Origin of the sequence: Microcystis sp. (assembly GCF_048564745.1) — a bacterium.
Taxonomy (GTDB): domain Bacteria; phylum Cyanobacteriota; class Cyanobacteriia; order Cyanobacteriales; family Microcystaceae; genus Microcystis; species Microcystis ichthyoblabe_A.
The window spans coordinates 1-17,913 of record NZ_JBLZRT010000125.1 but is presented as its reverse complement, the minus strand read 5'-3'; the positions used below and the strand labels follow the sequence as shown (position 1 = coordinate 17,913).

Sequence of the window (17,913 nt, the reverse complement as noted above, 5' to 3'; positions counted from 1 at the left end):
CCCAGTCAGGGTTTTTACCTTTTCCCTCTTGCCGATCTAACTGCTTTTTCTAGATATTTTTAGTCTATCTGTACAATAGGATGCAGACGATGTTTTTTTTACAAAAGTTAACAGCTACACAAAATTGATCCGCTAATCTAGAAGTTATCTTAATTGTCAGGTAGGAAGTCTCTGGTTTTGGGCAACGTCAGAACAATAGCTGGTTGTCTAGAGATGATGACAATGATCCTAAACGTGGTCAAATTGATTTCGCCGCTAATCAAAAAAGTCGATTGACACAGGGCCAGTTAGCGGCCAAAATTGACTCTATTAGCCGTTGGCAAGCTCTAGAATTGATTGTGTAACAGGTTAATTAAGTCTAGCTCGATCTCGAAAAAAAACAACTAATAATGATCATCGCAGGAGAAAGAAGCGGAGTCGGTAAAACTACGATTACTCTGGCAATCTTGGCCTATTTAATCAGTCGTGGTGATCGAGTGCAATCTTTTAAAGTCGGGCCCGATTATATCGATCCCATGTTCCATACTCATTTTACCGGTCGCCCCTGTCGCAATCTAGATCCGGTTTTAACTTCCGAAGACTATGTCAAAACCTGTTTTGCCCAACATTGTCAAAATGTCGATTATGCTCTGATTGAAGGGGTAATGGGGCTATTTGATGGTATTCAATTAAGCGATACTCAATTTCCCGATTATGCCAGTACCGCCCATATTGCCCGTATTTTAGGGCTTCCTCTGCTGTTAGTTATCGATTGTAGTCGTTTATCTACCTCTGTCGCCGCTATTGTCCGCGGTTATCAATCTTTAGACAAAAATCTCCATCTAGCCGGAGTTATCCTCAATCGGGTTGGCAGCGATCGCCACCTGCAATTACTGCAAACCGCCCTAGAATCCATCAATATGCCGATTGTCGGGGTTTTGCGTCGTCAAGATTCCCTGACAATTCCCGATCGCCATCTAGGATTGGTTCCCAGGGATGAACTAGGAGAAATCAGGGAACTGCAAGATCAACTGGCTTCTATTGCCCAAAACTGCTTTAATTGGGACATTCTCTTGCCTTTACTCACTATTTCTCCCCAAGAGAACCCGAAAAATCCCACAGAAGAAAATAAGCTTTTTCCCCCTATCCGTATCGGTATTGCCAGAGATAAGGCTTTTAACTTTTATTACCCCGATAATCTCGATATTTTGGCCAATTTAGGTGCAGAATTAATCTTTTGGAGTCCCCTGCAAGGAGCAAATTTGCCCGAAAACCTGCAAGGATTGTACTTTGGTGGCGGTTTTCCCGAAATCTTTGCCCCGGAATTAGCCGCTAACACCCCTGTCTTAACTCAGGTGAGAAAAGCGATCGCCGATGGAATGCCCACCTACGCCGAATGTGGGGGATTAATGTATTTATGTGACAAAATAGTTGATTTTGAGCAAAAAAACCATTTTATGTTGCAAATAATCCCCCAATCTGCTATAATGTCCCCGAAATTAACCCTAGGTTATCGGCAAGCCATCGCCAAACAGGAGACGATCCTGCTCAAAGCAGGTCAACCAGTGCGCGGCCATGAATTCCATCGCTCCCAACTAAGCGGGGTGAGCGACGCACCGATTTATCAACTGCAAGCATTCCCCAAGGGTGCTATCAATGCCGAAGGGTGGCAAGGTAAGAATCTGCACGCTTCCTATCTCCACCTACATTTTGGGGGCCAACTGGGCCTGCCGAAAAAATTTTTAGCTGCCGGCCTTGATTTTTCCGCACAGCTGCGTTAAGCTAATTGCAGATAAATTTGATAATCAATCCGTTAAGGGATACAGGAGGTGATGTCGATGGTAGAAAGTAGTAAAAGCATGGGTCTCCTAATCGACAATAGCCGGCTGTGCGCCGGGGCTGTTCTCTAGACCCCCACGTCTAAACAAGATTTAGACTAGCTGGAGTTCCTTCCGGCAGTCTGGTGTCGATTCCGATGACCCGCTACACCGCCCTTACCGAGCAATTGGTAAGGGCGGATAGTTTTTGAGGGTTGCTAGGCGACGGGGAACTCCAGAAACCTGCCCGACTCGTTTAGATGAGCCTGTTATTTGAGCTTAAGTTTTCTCCCAGTAAGGATGCTAACCTACTTTAGTTTTTGTTTAAGTACCGTTAGGATCAACAGGGTGGCCACTTTGTCAACCGGTCAAGGGAAAAAATGAGATCGCATCTTTCCCTAAGCAATCAAATCGTGTATAATGGCAAGAGAATAGAAAGGCTATATGCGTCATCAAACTGTGTAGTCAACCTATAAGGTGTGAGGAAAAACCATCATGTTAAAAATGTTCTGGAAATCATTGCTGGTTAGCCCAGCAATTTTAGGGGCTACCTTGGTAGCTTCCGCTAATGCTAGTAGCTTCGATCCCGTCAAATCTACCAGTGTTTCTACCGAATTTAACAATCTAGAAATCGCTCAAGTTCAGGACAACGGTGCAGGAACTGGCGAACTACTCAATCAGATCGAACAGTACGGTAACGAAGGACAGTCCGTACCCGTGGAAGGCAACAGCATCGATCAAGTCACCAGCGTTAACCAACTGCGCGATGTTTCCCCCACCGCTTGGGCCTATGAGGCCTTAAGAAGTCTTGTGGAGCGCTACGGTTGTATTGTTGGTTATCCCGATCGCACCTTCCGGGGCGACCGAGCTTTAACCCGTTGGGAGTTTGCGGCTGGTTTAAACGCTTGCTTAAACGTGATGGAACGTTTAATTCAAGATGGTGTCAACGTCCTCAAGGAAGACTTAGATGCCCTCAAGCGCTTGATGGATGAGTTCCAAGCCGAGTTAGCAGCTTTGGGAGCTAGAGTTGATAACTTAGAAAGCCGGGTGTCTTTCCTCGAAAATAACCAATTCTCCACCACCACCAAATTAGCTGGGGAAGTCATCTTCGCTGTCACCGATACGGTTGGTGCTGGTAGCCCCGCCTCCCAGGCCGCCATGCAATACCGCGCTCGTTTAGTTTTAAACACGAGCTTCACCGGTCAGGACGTACTGAAAACCCGTTTAGCTGCGGGGAGTGCCACTCCCTTCGGATTTGATTACAAATCCACCACCACACTGCAAAATGGTGATCCCGCTTCCGTCAGATTCGATAACCTGCAAAGCCCTTCCCTATTCCAAACTTGGACAGCCGCCGGTAACGGTAGCAATGTTGTTCTTGACTGGTTGGCCTACTATACCCCGATTGACTTAGGTTATTTTGGTCGCTTCAATACCTACGTCGCCGCTTGGGGTGGTATTTGGAATGACTTCGTTCCCACCACTAATCCCTTCTTTGAAGACTTCGACGGTGGTAATGGTGCTCTATCTACCTTCGCTTCCGAAAACCCCATCTACCGTATCGGTGGTGGTTCTGGGGGTGGTGTTAGCCTACAGTTAGGCTTCCTCCAAAGCATTCTTGGTCCGACTTCCCTCTCTTTGGGTTACTTAGCCGGTGGTGGTGGCTCTAGTTCTGCGGCCAATCCTAACCCGGGTAATGGTCTCTTTAACGGAGATTACGCCGCTTTAGCACAGATTAACGCTAACCTCTTTAACTTCCTCAACGTCGGCTTCACCTACGTTAACGCTTACCAAGGTGCCGATACCGCCATCTTCGGTAACGGTGGTTCCTTCGGTGCAACGGGAAGTTCCGCTGCTAACCTTTCCCAAACTCAGTTGAACAACCTGCTCAACGTCAACGGCAACCCTCCTGGAGATGTAACCCTACAGGATGAAGTCGGTTTCTTCAACTTCGGAGCCAAAGTATCCAATAGCTACGGTTTAACCGGTGCAGTGGATATTGGTTTCGCCAGCTTGAGTGCCTTCGGTTCCTACTCCACCGTGCGTTTACTCGGTCTCGGTGATGCGGAAGTGTGGACCTACGGTGCTGGTATTGCCTTCCCCGACTTAGGTAAAGAAGGAAATATCTTAGGTCTGTTTGCTGGTGCCCAGCCCTACATTGGTCACTTAAGCTTCCGGGAAATGGGTCTAAAAGTATCTAACATCGTTCCCTACCACGTTGAATTGTTCTACAAGTACCAAGTCACCGACAATATTTCTATCACCCCCGGTGTCATCTGGATTTCTGCACCTGAACAGTTCAAAGGTACTGGTAACGAGTGGATTGGCACTCTCCGCGGAACCTTTACTTTCTAGAATTTCCTAAATTAAACCCGAAACCCCACTCATGGTGGGGTTTTGTTTTAGGCAAATAAGGGACTTCCAGAGAATAAAATACCCAACAAAAAAATAGAAAAGTGTTTTTTTGAAAAAGTAATTATTTTTGTCTAGGAAAACAAAGAGTCTCCCATTACAACCTATTTTTCCGAAAAAATAGGCAGCATAAACTTTTATACTTCCGAGCTTTTTCGAGTATAACAAGGACAAGTCAAAGAATCAAAGACAGTTTTTAGCAAACCATCTTAGTTAACTACAAACTAGGTCTTATCATAATAGATATCAATAAACCATTGTCCCAAATTGGGAAAGTCTTGATTCGTTGATTCTGTGAGACGTTCGATTTTTTCTTCAATTTTTTCCCTAGCTTTTTTAGTAAGCTTTACTCCTTTTTGTAAGTTTCAGTAATCAACTTAACAATCGGGTGTTTTCCTTTCCAAGTCATAGTTTGAGCGAATTTCCAAGCTGTTTCGATTTCATCTAAAATACTCCCATTCCAACGGTTTTCTAGCCCAATTCTAAGACTGTTTGTGCCATGAATCTTCTTTTAGCTGCACCTTTTAATTGAAGTGCAGTTTCACTGAGCAATTTCTTGAGGGAATCAGTTAATTCCATATACACTTAAAAGGAAAAACTTGATTAATAATAGACCTCGACCTAATATTATCTCAAGACCAAAAGTTTTTCTAGTTAAGGAATCTAACGGAATATAGCGTTTCCTGTTCGTAAAAGGTACATTATTGATGTTGAAAAGCTTAATTAGCAAAGGTTTAACTGTGCCACACAGGTGTGAGACTTGCTATAAAAATTATTTTAATTACCTCATATTTTTTCAGTGAAATTGAATTAGCAACGATAGATATAGCGTTTCCTAAGCTAGTGAGGTACACCTATTTTCTTCCCTTTTGCCTCTTGCCTCTTGCCTAAAACCCATAACTTTTGTACCTCAGCAGACTGAAAAACGCTATATACATTACAGCTATCGAACTATTTAGTTAATACATAGACTAAAGGCAAGCTGTGACTGGGTTATAATTTTTGGAGATGTCTAATCTTGAGAATGATTAGTTTATTTTTTAGAAGTCCCTTAACCGTTTACTTTTGACTTGATTGCGGGTGGACACTGAGCTTGTCGAAGTGTGGATTTGGGGCAAATGCAAAGCGGGATCCTGCGCTGTCCAACCGACGGGAGTATCTAAGCGCACCTCAAAATGAAGATGGGGGGGAATAATATCTGGTTGTCCGGTGGTGCCAACCGCACCGATAACGTCTCCTGCTCGTACCCGTTGGTCAATTCTCACTGTAACCCTGCTTAAATGGGCATAACGGGTCTGCCGGCGACCTAAATGATTAATTACTACCAAATTACCATAGGCCCCTTCCTGACCCACATAAATCACGAGACCATCCTCGGCGGCTAGAACGGGTGTACCTATTGGTGCAAGAAGATCAATACCACTATGAAAGAGATTTTTCTGTTCCGTGGGGCTTTTTTGCCAACCGTAGGCTAATCCGACAGTGCTGGCCAAGGATAAGGGATAAGAACTTAATCCAGTATAATCCGATCGCTTGCCGGCGGCGGACCAATTGCTGCCGGGGATAAAAACTATTGTCGGCCGGCGACCACAACCGTTAAGCTCAAAGAGTATATCGGCACGAATACCATAGGCCGCTTCTAAATCGCGCCAAGTGGAACCCTTGGGTGCTTCGATGCGAATGCCGTTCATCGGGGGAATAAAGATTTCTTTCCCGACGGGGGCCAAACCATTTTTAAGAATAGTCGGATTGAGTTTAATTATCGTTGCGGGGATGAGAGCGTATTTTTCGGCGATGGAGGCGATCGTTTCTCCCGCTTGGATTTTATGGCGTTGTAACCTTGATAAAATCGGTAGGGGACAAACACTATCGGATCCTTGGGCAAAAATTAATTTTTGATTTAAGCCCAAAAAACCTAGACAAAAAAACAAAATTGTGCTGGTCAAACTTAGCCAACTTTTCTCACTTCTGATTCTCCGACCCATGACCATAAAAAAAGCGATTTCTTAATTACAAAACCCGGAGAATACTAGGAATACTGTCAATAGCTTCTAAAGACTCTATGGCTGCTAAAGCGTTGCGGAAATTGCCCTCGCGTACATCGTGGGTGACAACGACAATTTCGGCTAAATCACCCCTAATACCAATTTGTACCACGGATTCTAGACTAACCCCATGGTCGCCGAAAGCCATACCTAAATGACCGATTACCCCCGGCACATCGCGACAGAGAAAACGAGCATAAAAACGGGTCGATAAATCCTCCATCGGGGCGATTTGACAATAATGCTGGTGAATACAGCTTAAAAGCGGGTCAAGTTCCTTGGTTTTGCCACTACTTTTTAAAATTCCGACGATATTCATCACATCCGATACTACCGCGCTGGCCGTCGGTCCGCCACCCGCACCCGGTCCATAAAACATCACTTGTCCCAAGGGTTCCCCCTCGACCAGAATAGCGTTATAGACTCCGTTAGCATTAGCGAGGGGATGGGTTTTCGGGACTAGGGTTGGATGAACCCGCAACTCTAGGGTATCGGAATCCTCCTTAACCGTATCTTTTGCGATCGCTAATAATTTAATCACAAATCCCAGTCTATCAGCGTAGGCGATATCGACGGCGCTAACTTGCCGGATACCTTCACAGTAAACATCTTCCCTTTTTACCCGACCTCCAAAACCCAGAGAGGCTAAAATAGCGATTTTATCGGCTGCATCGAATCCATCCACGTCCGCAGTCGGATCCGCTTCTGCATAGCCTAATTCCTGAGCTTTGGCCAGAACTTCGCTAAAATCTGCCCCTTTTTGGCTCATTTCCGTGAGAATATAGTTAGTTGTGCCGTTGACAATTCCCATGATGCTGCTGATACGATTAGCGCCGAGGGATTGTTTTAAGGGTTTAATGACGGGAATGCCACCACCCACGGCCGCTTCTAGGAGGACATAAACCCCCTTTTCGTTGGCCTTGGCGTAGATTTCGTCACCAAAACGGGCAATAACCGCCTTATTTGCCGTAACAACGTGCTTTCCCGATGCGATTGCCTGGAGAATTAAAGAGCGTGCTGGTTCCAAACCCCCCAATAATTCGACAATAATATCAATTTCGGGGTCAGTAACGATCGATTCTAGGTCAGTGGTCAACAGTTGGGGGGAAAGCTCGATTTCTCTCGGTTTATCTAGGGATCTAACTCCCACTCGTCCAATGGTAATCTCTTTGAGTACGGGATGACGACCAAAAGGATCGAGGAGGATTTTCGCTGTTCCCGTCCCCACAACCCCGAAACCGAGTAAACCAATCTTAAAGGTCACGCTTTTATCTCCTGCTAGTCTGACGCAAAAAATACTAATGGCCAAGCTGTCGCCATTGTCGATTTTATCATTACAAGGTCTTTGTCTGTGGGGTTTTCTTTTGCTTCCCTGACACCACTAACACAACTCAAATGGTGGGAGTTAGCCAATTTTCAGCCCGCGAATCGCATAATCTAATAATTCCATGGGATGAATAACGGGTGTATCTTTTCCCTGTAATTGTAGATGTTTTTTAATTTGTAGGGAACAACCCGGATTAGGAGAAGCAATCACCGCAGCTCCAGTATTTAATAAATTGCGTACTTTCTGCTGACCTAATTCATCGGCAGTATCTGGCTGTAGCATATTATAAACTCCGGCACTACCACAACACAGGGCCGCATCGATAGGTTCTTTTAAGTTAATATTGGGGATTTTTTGCAATAATTGCCGTGGCTGCACCGAGATTTTTTGTCCGTGTAAAAGATGACAGGCATCTTGATAAACTAGGGTTAATTCTGTTTCGGTAATCGGCGATAAATCAGCAGTTAATCCCACTGCTGCCAAAAATTCTTGGGCATCGCGTACTTTAGCCACAAACTCCTTAGCCTTATCTTTATATTCAGGATCATCGGCTAAAATATGATGATATTCCTTGAGAGTATGACCACAACCCGCCGCATTGATAATAATATAATCGACCTCGGTTGCTGCGAAACTATCGATCATTTGTCTGGCTAAACTTTGCGCTTGTTTCTCCTGTCCTTGGTGTGCGGGTAAAGCGGCACAACAACCCTGGGTTTTTGGGATAACTACTTCACAACCATTGGCAGTTAAAACCCGCACTGTTGCTTCATTTACCGGCGAGAAAAAGAGGCGCTGTACACAACCTAAAACTACACCCACCCGATAGCGTTTTTCCGTTTGGGAGGGAATAACATCGGCATAGTTTTTAAACAGAGAATTTAGAGTAATTTGGGGTAAAATTGATTCCATGGCCGCTAGACGGGGAAAGAGCATTTTTAAGATACCCGATTTCCTGACTAAGGTTTGTAATCCCAGGGTTTGATATAACCAGAGGAAGGGTAAAAATAATTTGAGACGGACGGGATAGGGAAAGAGATTAAAAATCAGAAAACGAATAATTTTATCTTTAAAACTGCGGGGTTGATTGCGTTCCACTTGCGGACGAACTGCGGCGATTAATTGATCGTATTGTACTCCCGATGGACAGGTACTAACACAGGCTAAACAGCCTAAACAAGTATCAAAATGTTGGCTAGTGGTTTCGTCTAAAACTGCTTCCCCTTTATTGATGGCATTCATCAGATAAATTCTGCCCCGGGGGGAGTCCATTTCTTTGCCAATGACTCGATAACTGGGACAGGTAGATAGACAAAAACCACAGTGAACACAACTATCGATTAATTCTTGAGCGGGGGGATTCTTGGGGTCAAATCCTTGATTTTTTTGGTCGATTAATTCTTGAAAGTTAACGGAATGTTCGGAGGTTTGCATGATTTTAAATTAGATTTTGTTAAGAAAGCGTTCAGGACTAAAAATACCTTGAGGATCGAATTTAGTTTTTAGGGTTTTCATCGTGGTAATTGCGTTACCTGCATAACCCCAAGGTTCAATTTTTTCTTTTAGGGATGGGGGCGCGGTTAACACAGTTAAATAACCCTGATTGGCACTGCATAAAGAGCGAATTTTGTCAAGATTTTCCTCCGATTTTAAGATAACTTTACCCACGCCGCTACTAATATTAATCGAGGCTAGTCCGTTAATTTGGTCGATAACTAGAGCTAAACTGCTGGGTAATAATCCTATTTTGCCGAAAAAATTGCCCTCTTGGTCATAATTATCCATTGTTTTTCGGTATCTTTGCCCTAGAGAAATTTCTTCCTCATCCCGATAATAATTGGTCTGACAGTCTAACTGTTGTCCTAAATAACTCACCTGTTGCGATTGTTCGCTAATACTTTCGGGAATGCTTTGAAAACGCAGCAGTAAAGCGACTTTTTCCCCTAATCCTAGTGCTTGCGTCATCCCTGGGTTTAAACATTCAGCCACGGTGGGAGTTAAGGACGATTGCCGAATAACTTGACTTAATTTACTAATATTTTCGCTATTTCCAGTGATTATCAGGGTTTCTGAGTTAGGGGTTTCGGGATACAGTCGCAGGGTAATTTGGTCGATAATCCCTAAAGTGCCGTAGGAACCCGTAAATAGCTTCATCATGTCGTATCCCGCCACATTTTTCACCACACGCCCTCCAGCTTTAGCAATCTCGCCATCGTGACGGATAAAGGAAAATCCTAGGATCAAATCCCGGACTCCACCGTATCTTTGCCGCCATGTTCCCGCGTCGGCCGTGGCCATAATACCGCCAATCGTGGCATTATCGGCGAAACTGGGATCTAGAGGAATAAATTGACCGCTAGGAGCTAAAAAAGCCTGTAAATCTGCTAGTTTAAGCCCAGCTTCCACGGTTATAGTTAAATCTCCCCTCGCATGGTCAATAATGCGGTTGAGATTTTGGGTACTGACTAAAATATCCGGCGACTCGACTAATCCACCCCAATCTAATTTACTGCCTTGACCGTAGGCCAATAAAGACAGACGATTTTCGTTGGCAAAACGCACCAGAGAGAATAAAGCGGTTGTATTAGCGGGATAGACTATAATTTCCGGACTTTTGCCCCTAATTGCCCTCGATAATCTTTCTTGTTCCTCTTTTGGCACTTGTGGCCAGGCAATAACCGTCGTGTCGGGGGGTAAAATAGAAGTTATCTGGGCAGCAATCGCAGTCATATTTGAGAAAAGAATTGAGGAGTGAGGAGTTAGGACTTACCGGCCGATAATGGCGAAGAATGGGGGTAATGCTAGGGCTAATCAGTAATTTTCAGCCTCTATTAATCAGATTACCTTAGTTTTGCTCTCCATCTCCGATGTCAGGCAATTCCAGCCATACTGAGGCACAAAGAAGTCAGCTAATAACTAAGGGACTTGCGTAGGAATAATATCCCAATCGATCGGAGGGCGCAAGCTTTGCGCCCCTACAGTAACGGATTTTGTCCACAATGTAGGGGCGAACTGCGTTCGCCCAAAAGGTACATTATCAAAGCGCAAGTCCCTAACTGCTAAATTAGCCATACACTCGTGCCATAATGGTAGATTACCTCGATCAGTAAGCCAAGAAGTAATGAGTGTAAATTGGACGAATAGCCGCGCCAAGCGATTAAGTGCCTTACCCCCCTACGTTTTCGCCCGCTTGGATGAATTAAAAGCCTTAGCCCGCAAAGAAGGACTAGATTTAATCGATTTAGGTATGGGCAACCCGGACGGTGCTGCCCCGCGTCCAGTTATCGAAGCGGCCATTCAAGCTTTTGAAACGCCCCAATTTCACGGTTATCCACCCTTTGAAGGAACCGCCAGTTTCCGAGAGGCGATCGCTAAATGGTATTATCGCTCTTATGGTGTGGAACTCAATCCCGATAACGAAGCTTTGCCGCTGCTAGGTTCCAAAGAGGGCCTATCTCACCTGGCCTTAGCTTATGTTAACCCCGGCGATGTGGTCTTGGTTCCCAGTCCCGCCTATCCCGCCCATTTTCGCGGTCCCTTGATTGCTGGGGCGACGCTATACCCGATCATTTTAAAAGCAGAACAGGATTGGCTGATAGATATCGATTCTATCCCCGAAGATGTGGCTAAACGGGCGAAAATCCTCTATTTTAACTATCCCAGTAACCCCACCGCCGCCGTTGCCCCTCGGGAATTTTTTGAAAAAATCGTTGCTTGGGCCCGGCACTATGAGATTATGCTCGTCCATGATCTCTGTTATGCTGAATTGAGTTTTGATGGTTATCAGCCCACCAGTTTATTAGAAATTCCGGGGGCAAAAGAGATTAGTGTCGAATTTCATACCCTCTCGAAAACCTATAATATGGCTGGGTGGCGCGTCGGTTTTGTCGTGGGCAATTCCGATATTATTCAAGGGTTACGCACCCTGAAAACCAATCTCGATTATGGTATCTTTTCCGTCATCCAAAAGGCGGCCGAAACCGCCCTACAACTGCCGGATGAATACGTCAAACAAGTACAGGAAAGATACCGGCAGCGACGAGATTTTTTCATCAAAGGTTTGGCGCAATTAGGTTGGGATATTCCCCCCTCTAAGGCGACAATGTATCTCTGGGTCCCCTGTAGCGTCGGCATGACTTCCACGGATTTTGCCCTCAGCGTTTTGCAAAAAACCGGTGTCGTTGTCACTCCGGGCAATGCTTTTGGAGAGGGAGGGGAAGGTTATGTGCGCGTCAGTTTAATCGCCGATATCCCGCGATTAGGGGAAGCTTTACAGCGCCTCGAAGATGCGGGAATTCGCTATCGGTAAGGAGAGTTTTTTCCCTTGATTTACCCACCAAATCCCTCTAGGCACTGACTAAAATTGCGATTATGATGGAATTTTATCGCGGTAGCTTGCCACTTCCATGACCTACAGCTTAAGAATTGCCGATATTCCCGTCAGTGAAAGACCAAGGGAACGTTTAATCAGTGTCGGGGCGAAAAACCTCAGTAACGCCGAATTATTAGCGATTTTACTGGCTACAGGTCAAGGTAAAGGCAAACTCTCGGCAGTGGGTTTAGGACAGCATATTCTCAACGAATTGAGTAAATATCGCCGGGATCCCTTGGACGTTTTGAGGGATATTCACCCCCATGAATTAACCGCTATTCATGGCATTGGACCGGCTAAGGCCACTACTATTCTAGCGGCGATCGAATTGGGAAAACGGGCTTTTCAACGACGACCGACGGAAAAAATGGTTATCGATAGTCCCGATACCGCTGCCGCTATCCTTGGCCACGAACTAATGTATCAGTCTCAGGAACGTTTCGCTGTTATTTTACTCGATGTCAAAAATCAGTTAATCGCACTAAAAGTGATTACTATCGGCACAGCCACAGAAACACTGGTACATCCGCGAGAAATCTTTCGAGAAGTGGTTAAACAATCAGCTACTAAGTTAATTATCGCCCATAATCACCCCACCGGGTCACTTGTGCCTAGTCAAGACGATATTTTACTCACAGAACAATTATTACAGGGGGCTACCTATCTAGCCATTCCTCTCCTAGATCATTTGATCCTCGGTAATGGCAATTTCCAAAGTCTTCGCCAAATCACGGATCTTTGGGAAAAATATCCCCAAGAAGATTAGACCTCTTGTAAAAATCAAAAATTGTTGTTGGGGTTAAGAGTCAGTAGTCAGTAGTCAGGAGAATTAAGAATGAATAATAATTAATTGGCGTTGCTGATTTGAGATATGAACCCACATTCCGCATCCTCAACTGTCACATTGGCTGTCCCCCTCTAGAGACTTGAGTAAAAATACTTAGCTGGTGAGGGTTTTCTCGGCGCCCGCTAGGGGGGGTCTTGAGACCCTAATTATGAAAAAATAGGAATTGTTGAAACCCACTTTCCGCACTTCTTAACATTCAATTGATAATTTTTACTAATATATTGCTTACAACCCTTTGCCAGTAAGGACTATAGCCACAATGAGGGATTTTGATCAAGGTGAAGAATTGTAAATTTTTTTCTCAGAAAAAATCAATTATTGAAAATGTTCTCAATAGTAGTTTCTACAATCAAGGTTTTTCGTCAAAACATCTTGGGGAATGTAAAAATATATAAAAGTATATGAAGAGGTGCGGAATGTCGGCGCTAAAAATCCCTTTTTTGTCTGGAAAAAATCGAGCAGCGACCCCGAAATAGTGGTAATAGTATTGAAGGAGTGGTCTTAAAAGTGATGATATGACTGACCAGAATGGCGTGTTAGTAGAAGAACAGAGCGAGGATATTACCCGTAAGATGAGTCAATTAGCCACCGAGTCGCCGAAAAATCAATTACAGATCCTGACACAATTAGCTGGGGACGGAGAAGGTGGCCTAACTGTATTGAGAGATTTTTTATTAGCCCAGCGTCCCACTCCTGTTAATCTGGTGACAGGTAAGGCTTATCAATTGCTCTATCAAGATAATAGCACTCAGAGCAAGGAATTTTTAGCTAATTATTTTCCCACGGGTGTTGTTCCCCTAGACAGTGCTAAGGGTATCGATTATCGACTTTTACAGGAATTATTGGCTAAACAGGATTTTCAAACTGCCGATAGTCTCACTCGTCAAAAACTCTGTGAATTAGCAGGAGAAGGAGCAATACAGAGGAAATGGGTCTATTTTACGGAAGTAGAAGCTTTTCCCAAGGTTGACATTCAGACTATTGATAATCTTTGGTTAGTTCATTCGGAAGGGAAATTCGGTTGGTCGGTGCAGCGCAAATTATGGCTCGGTGTCGGTCAAGATTTCCCGAAACTCTGGCCGAAAATTGGCTGGAAAAATGGCAATAATTGGACAAAATACCCGCAGGAATTTATCTGGGATTTAAGCGCTCCCGTAGGCCATTTACCCCTGTTAAATCAACTGCGCGGGGTGAGAGTGGCTGCCTCTTTATTCTCCCATCCCGTCTGGAGTGAAAAATAGATTGAGAGCATTCGGCCCGCTAGTGCATCAGATTTCTACATTTTCGGGACAATTTCCTCTAAGGCCGCTTCTAGATTAGGATAGCGATAGTCAAAACCGATCGCTTGGGTGGCTTTTGGCAGCACTTCTTGACCTTCTAAGACGATTTTTGCCCCTTCTCCCAAGAGAATTTCGAGGGCAAAATCTGGCACTGGCAACCAAGAAGGACGCTTCATTACTTCCCCTAATATCTGACAGAATTCTTTCATCCGGACGGGATTGGGTGCAGTAGCGTTGAAAGTACCGTTAATTTCTGGGCGATCGAGACAATAGATAATTAAATTAATTAAATCATCCCGATGAATCCAAGAAAACCACTGACGACCGCTGCCAATCGGTCCGCCGGCAAATAGTTTGAAGGGTGGGATCATTTTCCCTAAAGCACCCCCATTGCCTAAAACAATACCCGTGCGAAGAATGACTAAACGAGTGCCGTAATCTTTCACTTTTTGGGCGGCTGTTTCCCACTTTTTACAGACATCCGCCAGAAAATCGCCACCGGGAGGGCTATTTTCGTCAAAACTAGCGGTTTCACTGGTTCCATAGTAACCGATCGCCGAGGAGTTAATTAAAACTTTCGGTTTCTGGTCGGCCAGTGCGGTCGCAACGCGCTCGCTACGCGAGATCGCCTCGACAATTTTCTCGGTGCCGATTTGCCGACTAGCGACGATTGCTCGTTTTGCTTCACCGGTCCAGCGTTCCGAAATCGGTTCTCCCGCTAGATTAATCACCGCATCACATCCGGAAATCTCTTTTTGCCAATCCCCCGATTCTGTGGCGATATAGGGAATAATATCTATCTTAGGATAGATTGACTGTGGGTACATTCTTCGGGCTTTATCGGGATTGCGCGTCAAAATTAGGATGTAATCGCCGCGATCATGGAGTTTGACCACCAATCGACTCCCCACAAATCCCGTCGCCCCAGTAATCGCTATTTTCATGGTTTCTTGACTAAATTTATGCTTATTTTAGCTGGTTTTTAACTATCAGAATTCAGTATTCAGGAGTCAGGAGTCAGGAGTCAGGAGTCAATCAGGAGATTATTTTTATTTATTCTCCCCACACCCTACACCCTACACCCCACTTCTCACTTATCCTGATACCCCATACCGTTGGCTGCCGCGTAACGATTCATAAAGCGCAGAAAACGCTCCCAGTGTTCATCGGTGATTTCAAAACCACATTCTACCCGTTGAATTTCATCTCCTTCATCTCCTCCAAAAATAAACTTAGTCGAGTTGGGAATAACTATAATCACTCCTTCCTCATCGGTGAGACGGAGATCGCCGTAGGTGCGGGTGGTGAAACTTTGGAAACGTTCGATCGCTTTCAGGGTTTTAAAAGTCATCAGGACATTGCGAATCCCGGTACTTTTATTTTTGCGGAGACTAACACCGCTTAATTCTTCTGATAAACCGACAAAAAACTCGATCGTGGGAGTGGTCATAGGTGTGGGTATAAAATTTTAGTTATTGATTTTCTCTTAATTACCTTTGACAGGAAAAAGTAGTTCATGATTACTAATAAAGTAACCATGAACCGAAAAACAGGCTATTCCGCTTCTCCACCTTGGATTTTGAGGAGGAGAAAACCCCAAGCTAATCCGACGAGGACGAGAACGATCGCCACGATCGGCCCATTAAATAACATACTTTCTGCGGTCATGGTGATTGCTCCTGAGCCTACAATAATCGATCAACAGATCAATGGTATTTTAACCTACGAAGGCGATCGACTGCAGCCGGACTGGGGCAAAATTGAGGGGGAAAATCGGCCAATAACTTTGAGAATTTTCCTAGTATATACGTTCTAGCAATCCTGCCCCTCTCCTCAAGGAAGGATGCTCACCCCCATGCTAGATATTTTTAATACTATCTTTATATTTTTTGTCGCCACTTTGTGTTAGTGTCTTATCTACTTAATTCTCCACTTATCCTAGGAAAATTAAGTATTGATAACTATTGGTGATGACTGGTAAAAAATCATTTATGCTCAAGATCAAGTTAATACTATTTTTAGGTTTGTTGCTGCTGAGTTGTCAATCGACTAATCTCAATGGTAATAATAGTTCGATGGCTCAGATTACGACTGAGAATCAAGGGCAAATATTACCGATCACCGCCAAAGCAGATATTAATGGTGAGATGATTGAGTTAGAAGTAGCTCAAACCCCCGAACAACAGGCCAAGGGTTTAATGTATCGCTTGTCTTTGGAGAAGAATCACGGTATGCTATTTCCCTTTGCACAACCTCTGATAGCCCGGTTTTGGATGAAAAATGTCTCGATTCCTCTAGACATGATTTTTCTAAAAGATGGTATAGTAAAAGCAGTTTTGCTCAATGTCCCTCCTTGTGCTGTGGATCCTTGTCCTGTCTATGGGCCAAACACCATGGTTAATCAAGTCATCGAACTAGCCGGGGGTCGAGCGAAAGAATTAGGAGTGAAAGAAGGAGATAAAATTAAGATTGAGTTTATCTCAAGACCTTAATTTTTGAAAATGGTGTTAACTTTCTTATAAAAAGTGTCCCTTGTCTGGAAATATAAGTATGGCTTTTAGAAGCTATTACGCATTTATACTGTTTAAGATATAACCATATCGATTAAGATTTTTATAGTCTATTAAATAATAGATTGAATAATCTTCACCCTTGGTATAAATTAAACAGAGACAAAATTCTGCTCGATCTAACGGGACTATCTTAAGAGAGCCAGCGATTTTTAGGAAAGCACACTCTATCATCTAGATAGCTTAGATACAGAAAAACGGTCGCAGGACTAACTGTCCTTGAAACCGATCAGGTCGTGTTTTATTGAAATTACTAGATATACTATTGAGGAAAAAGTCCCCCTATGTCCACGATTGCCTATTCCCAATTCCGACAATTTCTACAAGAGGAATTGTCCCTTCCCCAAGAATCGATCGCTATGGCCGAGCGCTCGATCCAATCTGATAAAATTCATTTACCGATGATTCTCTGGCAGTACGGTTTAGTGACCTTGGAACAATTAGACAAAATTTATGATTTTCTCGAAGAGGTAGTATAATCTTGCAATTGCTCACTATTGACAAGGAGAATAATTGCCATGGCTGCTCATAGTTTCTGGCACAGTTTGAAAATTCCGATCCCAAAAACTACCAATCATCACTTGAGAAGTGGGTTATTTAAACCCACTTTTTTAATAACTATACAATTGAGAATTATCGGTTCTTCCGAACTTACACTGTAGAAAATTCCTCAAGCTCCTTCTCTGCACAGCAAGGCTCTAAAGTTGATAAATATCAATCCAACAAAAACTCAAAGCCTTAGTGTACAAACTTTACAAGCATGAGTTATTGATAGTTTTACATGACAGGTTCGGTAGAGCCGCCTTATCGATTAACTGCTCAGTCCATGAAACCCCATGACCAATTTGCCAAAAATTACCTTGAACAATTACTTTCTCCCCTGGGAATCGTCGAAATCAGCAAAGAAGTCAGCGACGAAACTCGACAGATAGATTTATTTTTTTCCCCCAATCCCGAACCCAACCCCAATTATCTGGGATTATTAGGCAGAATTGTCCTTAATACTGTCTTAATTGAACCCTATCGCAATCCTCCCAACCGTAGCGAGATTCGTAATTGTTTAGCAAAACTTTTGGCGATTTTAGCCGAACTGCAAAGACAAGCTAAACGGGAAAATCAGAGCTACAATGAAGATAATGCCCCTCGCTTGTGGATTTTATCCCCTTCCGTTGGTATCACTGTTTTAGAAGGATTTGGGGCAAAGTTAAGACCAGATTAACCAGAAAGAGTCTATTTTCTTACCTCGCTTTATCGCACGGCAATT

15 protein-coding genes and 2 pseudogenes are annotated in these 17,913 nt (G+C 44.0%); 9 read left to right on the top strand and 8 right to left on the bottom strand.

The annotated features are described in order from the left end of the window. Positions 1-203: 203 nt before the first annotated feature. The 3 genes from ACOCD9_RS14020 to ACOCD9_RS14010 all read left to right on the top strand — a co-directional run bounded on the left by ACOCD9_RS14020 (position 204) and on the right by ACOCD9_RS14010 (position 4,151). Entirely contained in the window at positions 204-344 is a 141-nt protein-coding gene (locus ACOCD9_RS14020) for a hypothetical protein (RefSeq protein WP_287701880.1), read from the top strand. A 45-nt stretch (positions 345-389) separates the two neighbouring features. Next, positions 390-1,760: a cobyrinate a,c-diamide synthase gene (locus ACOCD9_RS14015; RefSeq protein WP_419547814.1), complete on the top strand. Its 1,371-nt coding sequence runs from the start codon at positions 390-392 to the stop codon at positions 1,758-1,760. A 531-nt stretch (positions 1,761-2,291) separates the two neighbouring features. Continuing rightward, complete coding sequence (locus ACOCD9_RS14010) at positions 2,292-4,151, top strand: iron uptake porin (protein ID WP_419547813.1); 1,860 nt, start codon at positions 2,292-2,294, stop codon at positions 4,149-4,151. 281 nt (positions 4,152-4,432) lie between these two features. On the opposite strand, the pseudogene ACOCD9_RS14005 reads toward ACOCD9_RS14010, so the two are convergent. From ACOCD9_RS14005 to ACOCD9_RS13985, 5 genes and pseudogenes are all read right to left on the bottom strand, one after another. Continuing rightward, positions 4,433-4,683, bottom strand: a pseudogene (locus ACOCD9_RS14005) (ISAzo13-like element transposase-related protein); the annotation flags it as partial. 565 nt (positions 4,684-5,248) lie between these two features. Next, entirely contained in the window at positions 5,249-6,199 is a 951-nt protein-coding gene (locus tag ACOCD9_RS14000) for a LysM peptidoglycan-binding domain-containing M23 family metallopeptidase (RefSeq protein ID WP_419547812.1), read from the bottom strand. A 19-nt stretch (positions 6,200-6,218) separates the two neighbouring features. Next, on the bottom strand, positions 6,219-7,517 hold the full coding sequence (locus ACOCD9_RS13995) for a homoserine dehydrogenase (protein WP_287701888.1): 1,299 nt from the start codon (positions 7,515-7,517) through the stop codon (positions 6,219-6,221). Between the two features lie 141 nt (positions 7,518-7,658). Continuing rightward, positions 7,659-9,014 carry a (Fe-S)-binding protein gene (locus ACOCD9_RS13990; protein WP_419547811.1) on the bottom strand — a complete coding sequence of 452 codons (1,356 nt, stop codon included), beginning with the start codon at positions 9,012-9,014 and terminating at the stop codon, positions 7,659-7,661. Between the two features lie 9 nt (positions 9,015-9,023). Then, on the bottom strand, positions 9,024-10,310 hold the full coding sequence (locus tag ACOCD9_RS13985) for an FAD-binding oxidoreductase (protein ID WP_419547810.1): 1,287 nt from the start codon (positions 10,308-10,310) through the stop codon (positions 9,024-9,026). A 391-nt stretch (positions 10,311-10,701) separates the two neighbouring features. Here ACOCD9_RS13985 and ACOCD9_RS13980 point away from each other — a divergent pair, with 391 nt between their 5' ends. The 3 genes from ACOCD9_RS13980 (at position 10,702) to ACOCD9_RS13970 (ending at position 14,040) form a co-directional block, all read left to right on the top strand. Beyond that, positions 10,702-11,889, top strand: a complete 1,188-nt coding sequence (locus ACOCD9_RS13980) for an aspartate aminotransferase (RefSeq protein WP_419547809.1) — start codon at positions 10,702-10,704, stop codon at positions 11,887-11,889. Between the two features lie 97 nt (positions 11,890-11,986). Next, the gene (radC, locus tag ACOCD9_RS13975; protein WP_002761042.1) at positions 11,987-12,718 is read left to right on the top strand and encodes a RadC family protein; all 732 of its coding nucleotides are present in this window, start codon (positions 11,987-11,989) and stop codon (positions 12,716-12,718) included. Positions 12,719-13,314: 596 nt separating this feature from the next. After that, positions 13,315-14,040, top strand: coding sequence for a GUN4 N-terminal ARM-like repeat domain-containing protein (locus tag ACOCD9_RS13970; protein ID WP_419547808.1), 726 nt, complete (start codon positions 13,315-13,317; stop codon positions 14,038-14,040). A 35-nt stretch (positions 14,041-14,075) separates the two neighbouring features. On the opposite strand, the gene ACOCD9_RS13965 is transcribed toward ACOCD9_RS13970, so the two are convergent. The 3 genes from ACOCD9_RS13965 to ACOCD9_RS13955 all read right to left on the bottom strand — a co-directional run bounded on the left by ACOCD9_RS13965 (position 14,076) and on the right by ACOCD9_RS13955 (position 15,747). Further along, positions 14,076-15,023: a TIGR01777 family oxidoreductase gene (locus ACOCD9_RS13965; protein ID WP_287701896.1), complete on the bottom strand. Its 948-nt coding sequence runs from the start codon at positions 15,021-15,023 to the stop codon at positions 14,076-14,078. Between the two features lie 146 nt (positions 15,024-15,169). Beyond that, positions 15,170-15,529: a photosystem II reaction center protein Psb28 gene (gene psb28, locus ACOCD9_RS13960; RefSeq protein ID WP_002757021.1), complete on the bottom strand. Its 360-nt coding sequence runs from the start codon at positions 15,527-15,529 to the stop codon at positions 15,170-15,172. Between the two features lie 104 nt (positions 15,530-15,633). Continuing rightward, a complete protein-coding gene (locus ACOCD9_RS13955; protein ID WP_002731506.1) occupies positions 15,634-15,747 on the bottom strand; it encodes a PetM family cytochrome b6-f complex subunit 7 in 114 nt (37 codons plus the stop codon). 302 nt (positions 15,748-16,049) lie between these two features. On the opposite strand from ACOCD9_RS13955, the gene ACOCD9_RS13950 reads away from it, so the two are divergent. The 3 genes and pseudogenes from ACOCD9_RS13950 to ACOCD9_RS13940 form a co-directional block, all read left to right on the top strand. Next, positions 16,050-16,571: a DUF192 domain-containing protein gene (locus tag ACOCD9_RS13950; RefSeq protein WP_409870280.1), complete on the top strand. Its 522-nt coding sequence runs from the start codon at positions 16,050-16,052 to the stop codon at positions 16,569-16,571. 362 nt (positions 16,572-16,933) lie between these two features. Beyond that, positions 16,934-17,128: a DUF2949 domain-containing protein gene (locus ACOCD9_RS13945; RefSeq protein WP_002732568.1), complete on the top strand. Its 195-nt coding sequence runs from the start codon at positions 16,934-16,936 to the stop codon at positions 17,126-17,128. A 347-nt stretch (positions 17,129-17,475) separates the two neighbouring features. Then, a pseudogene (locus tag ACOCD9_RS13940) lies at positions 17,476-17,865 on the top strand (flagellar assembly protein H); the annotation flags it as partial. Between the last annotated feature and the right edge of the window lie 48 nt (positions 17,866-17,913).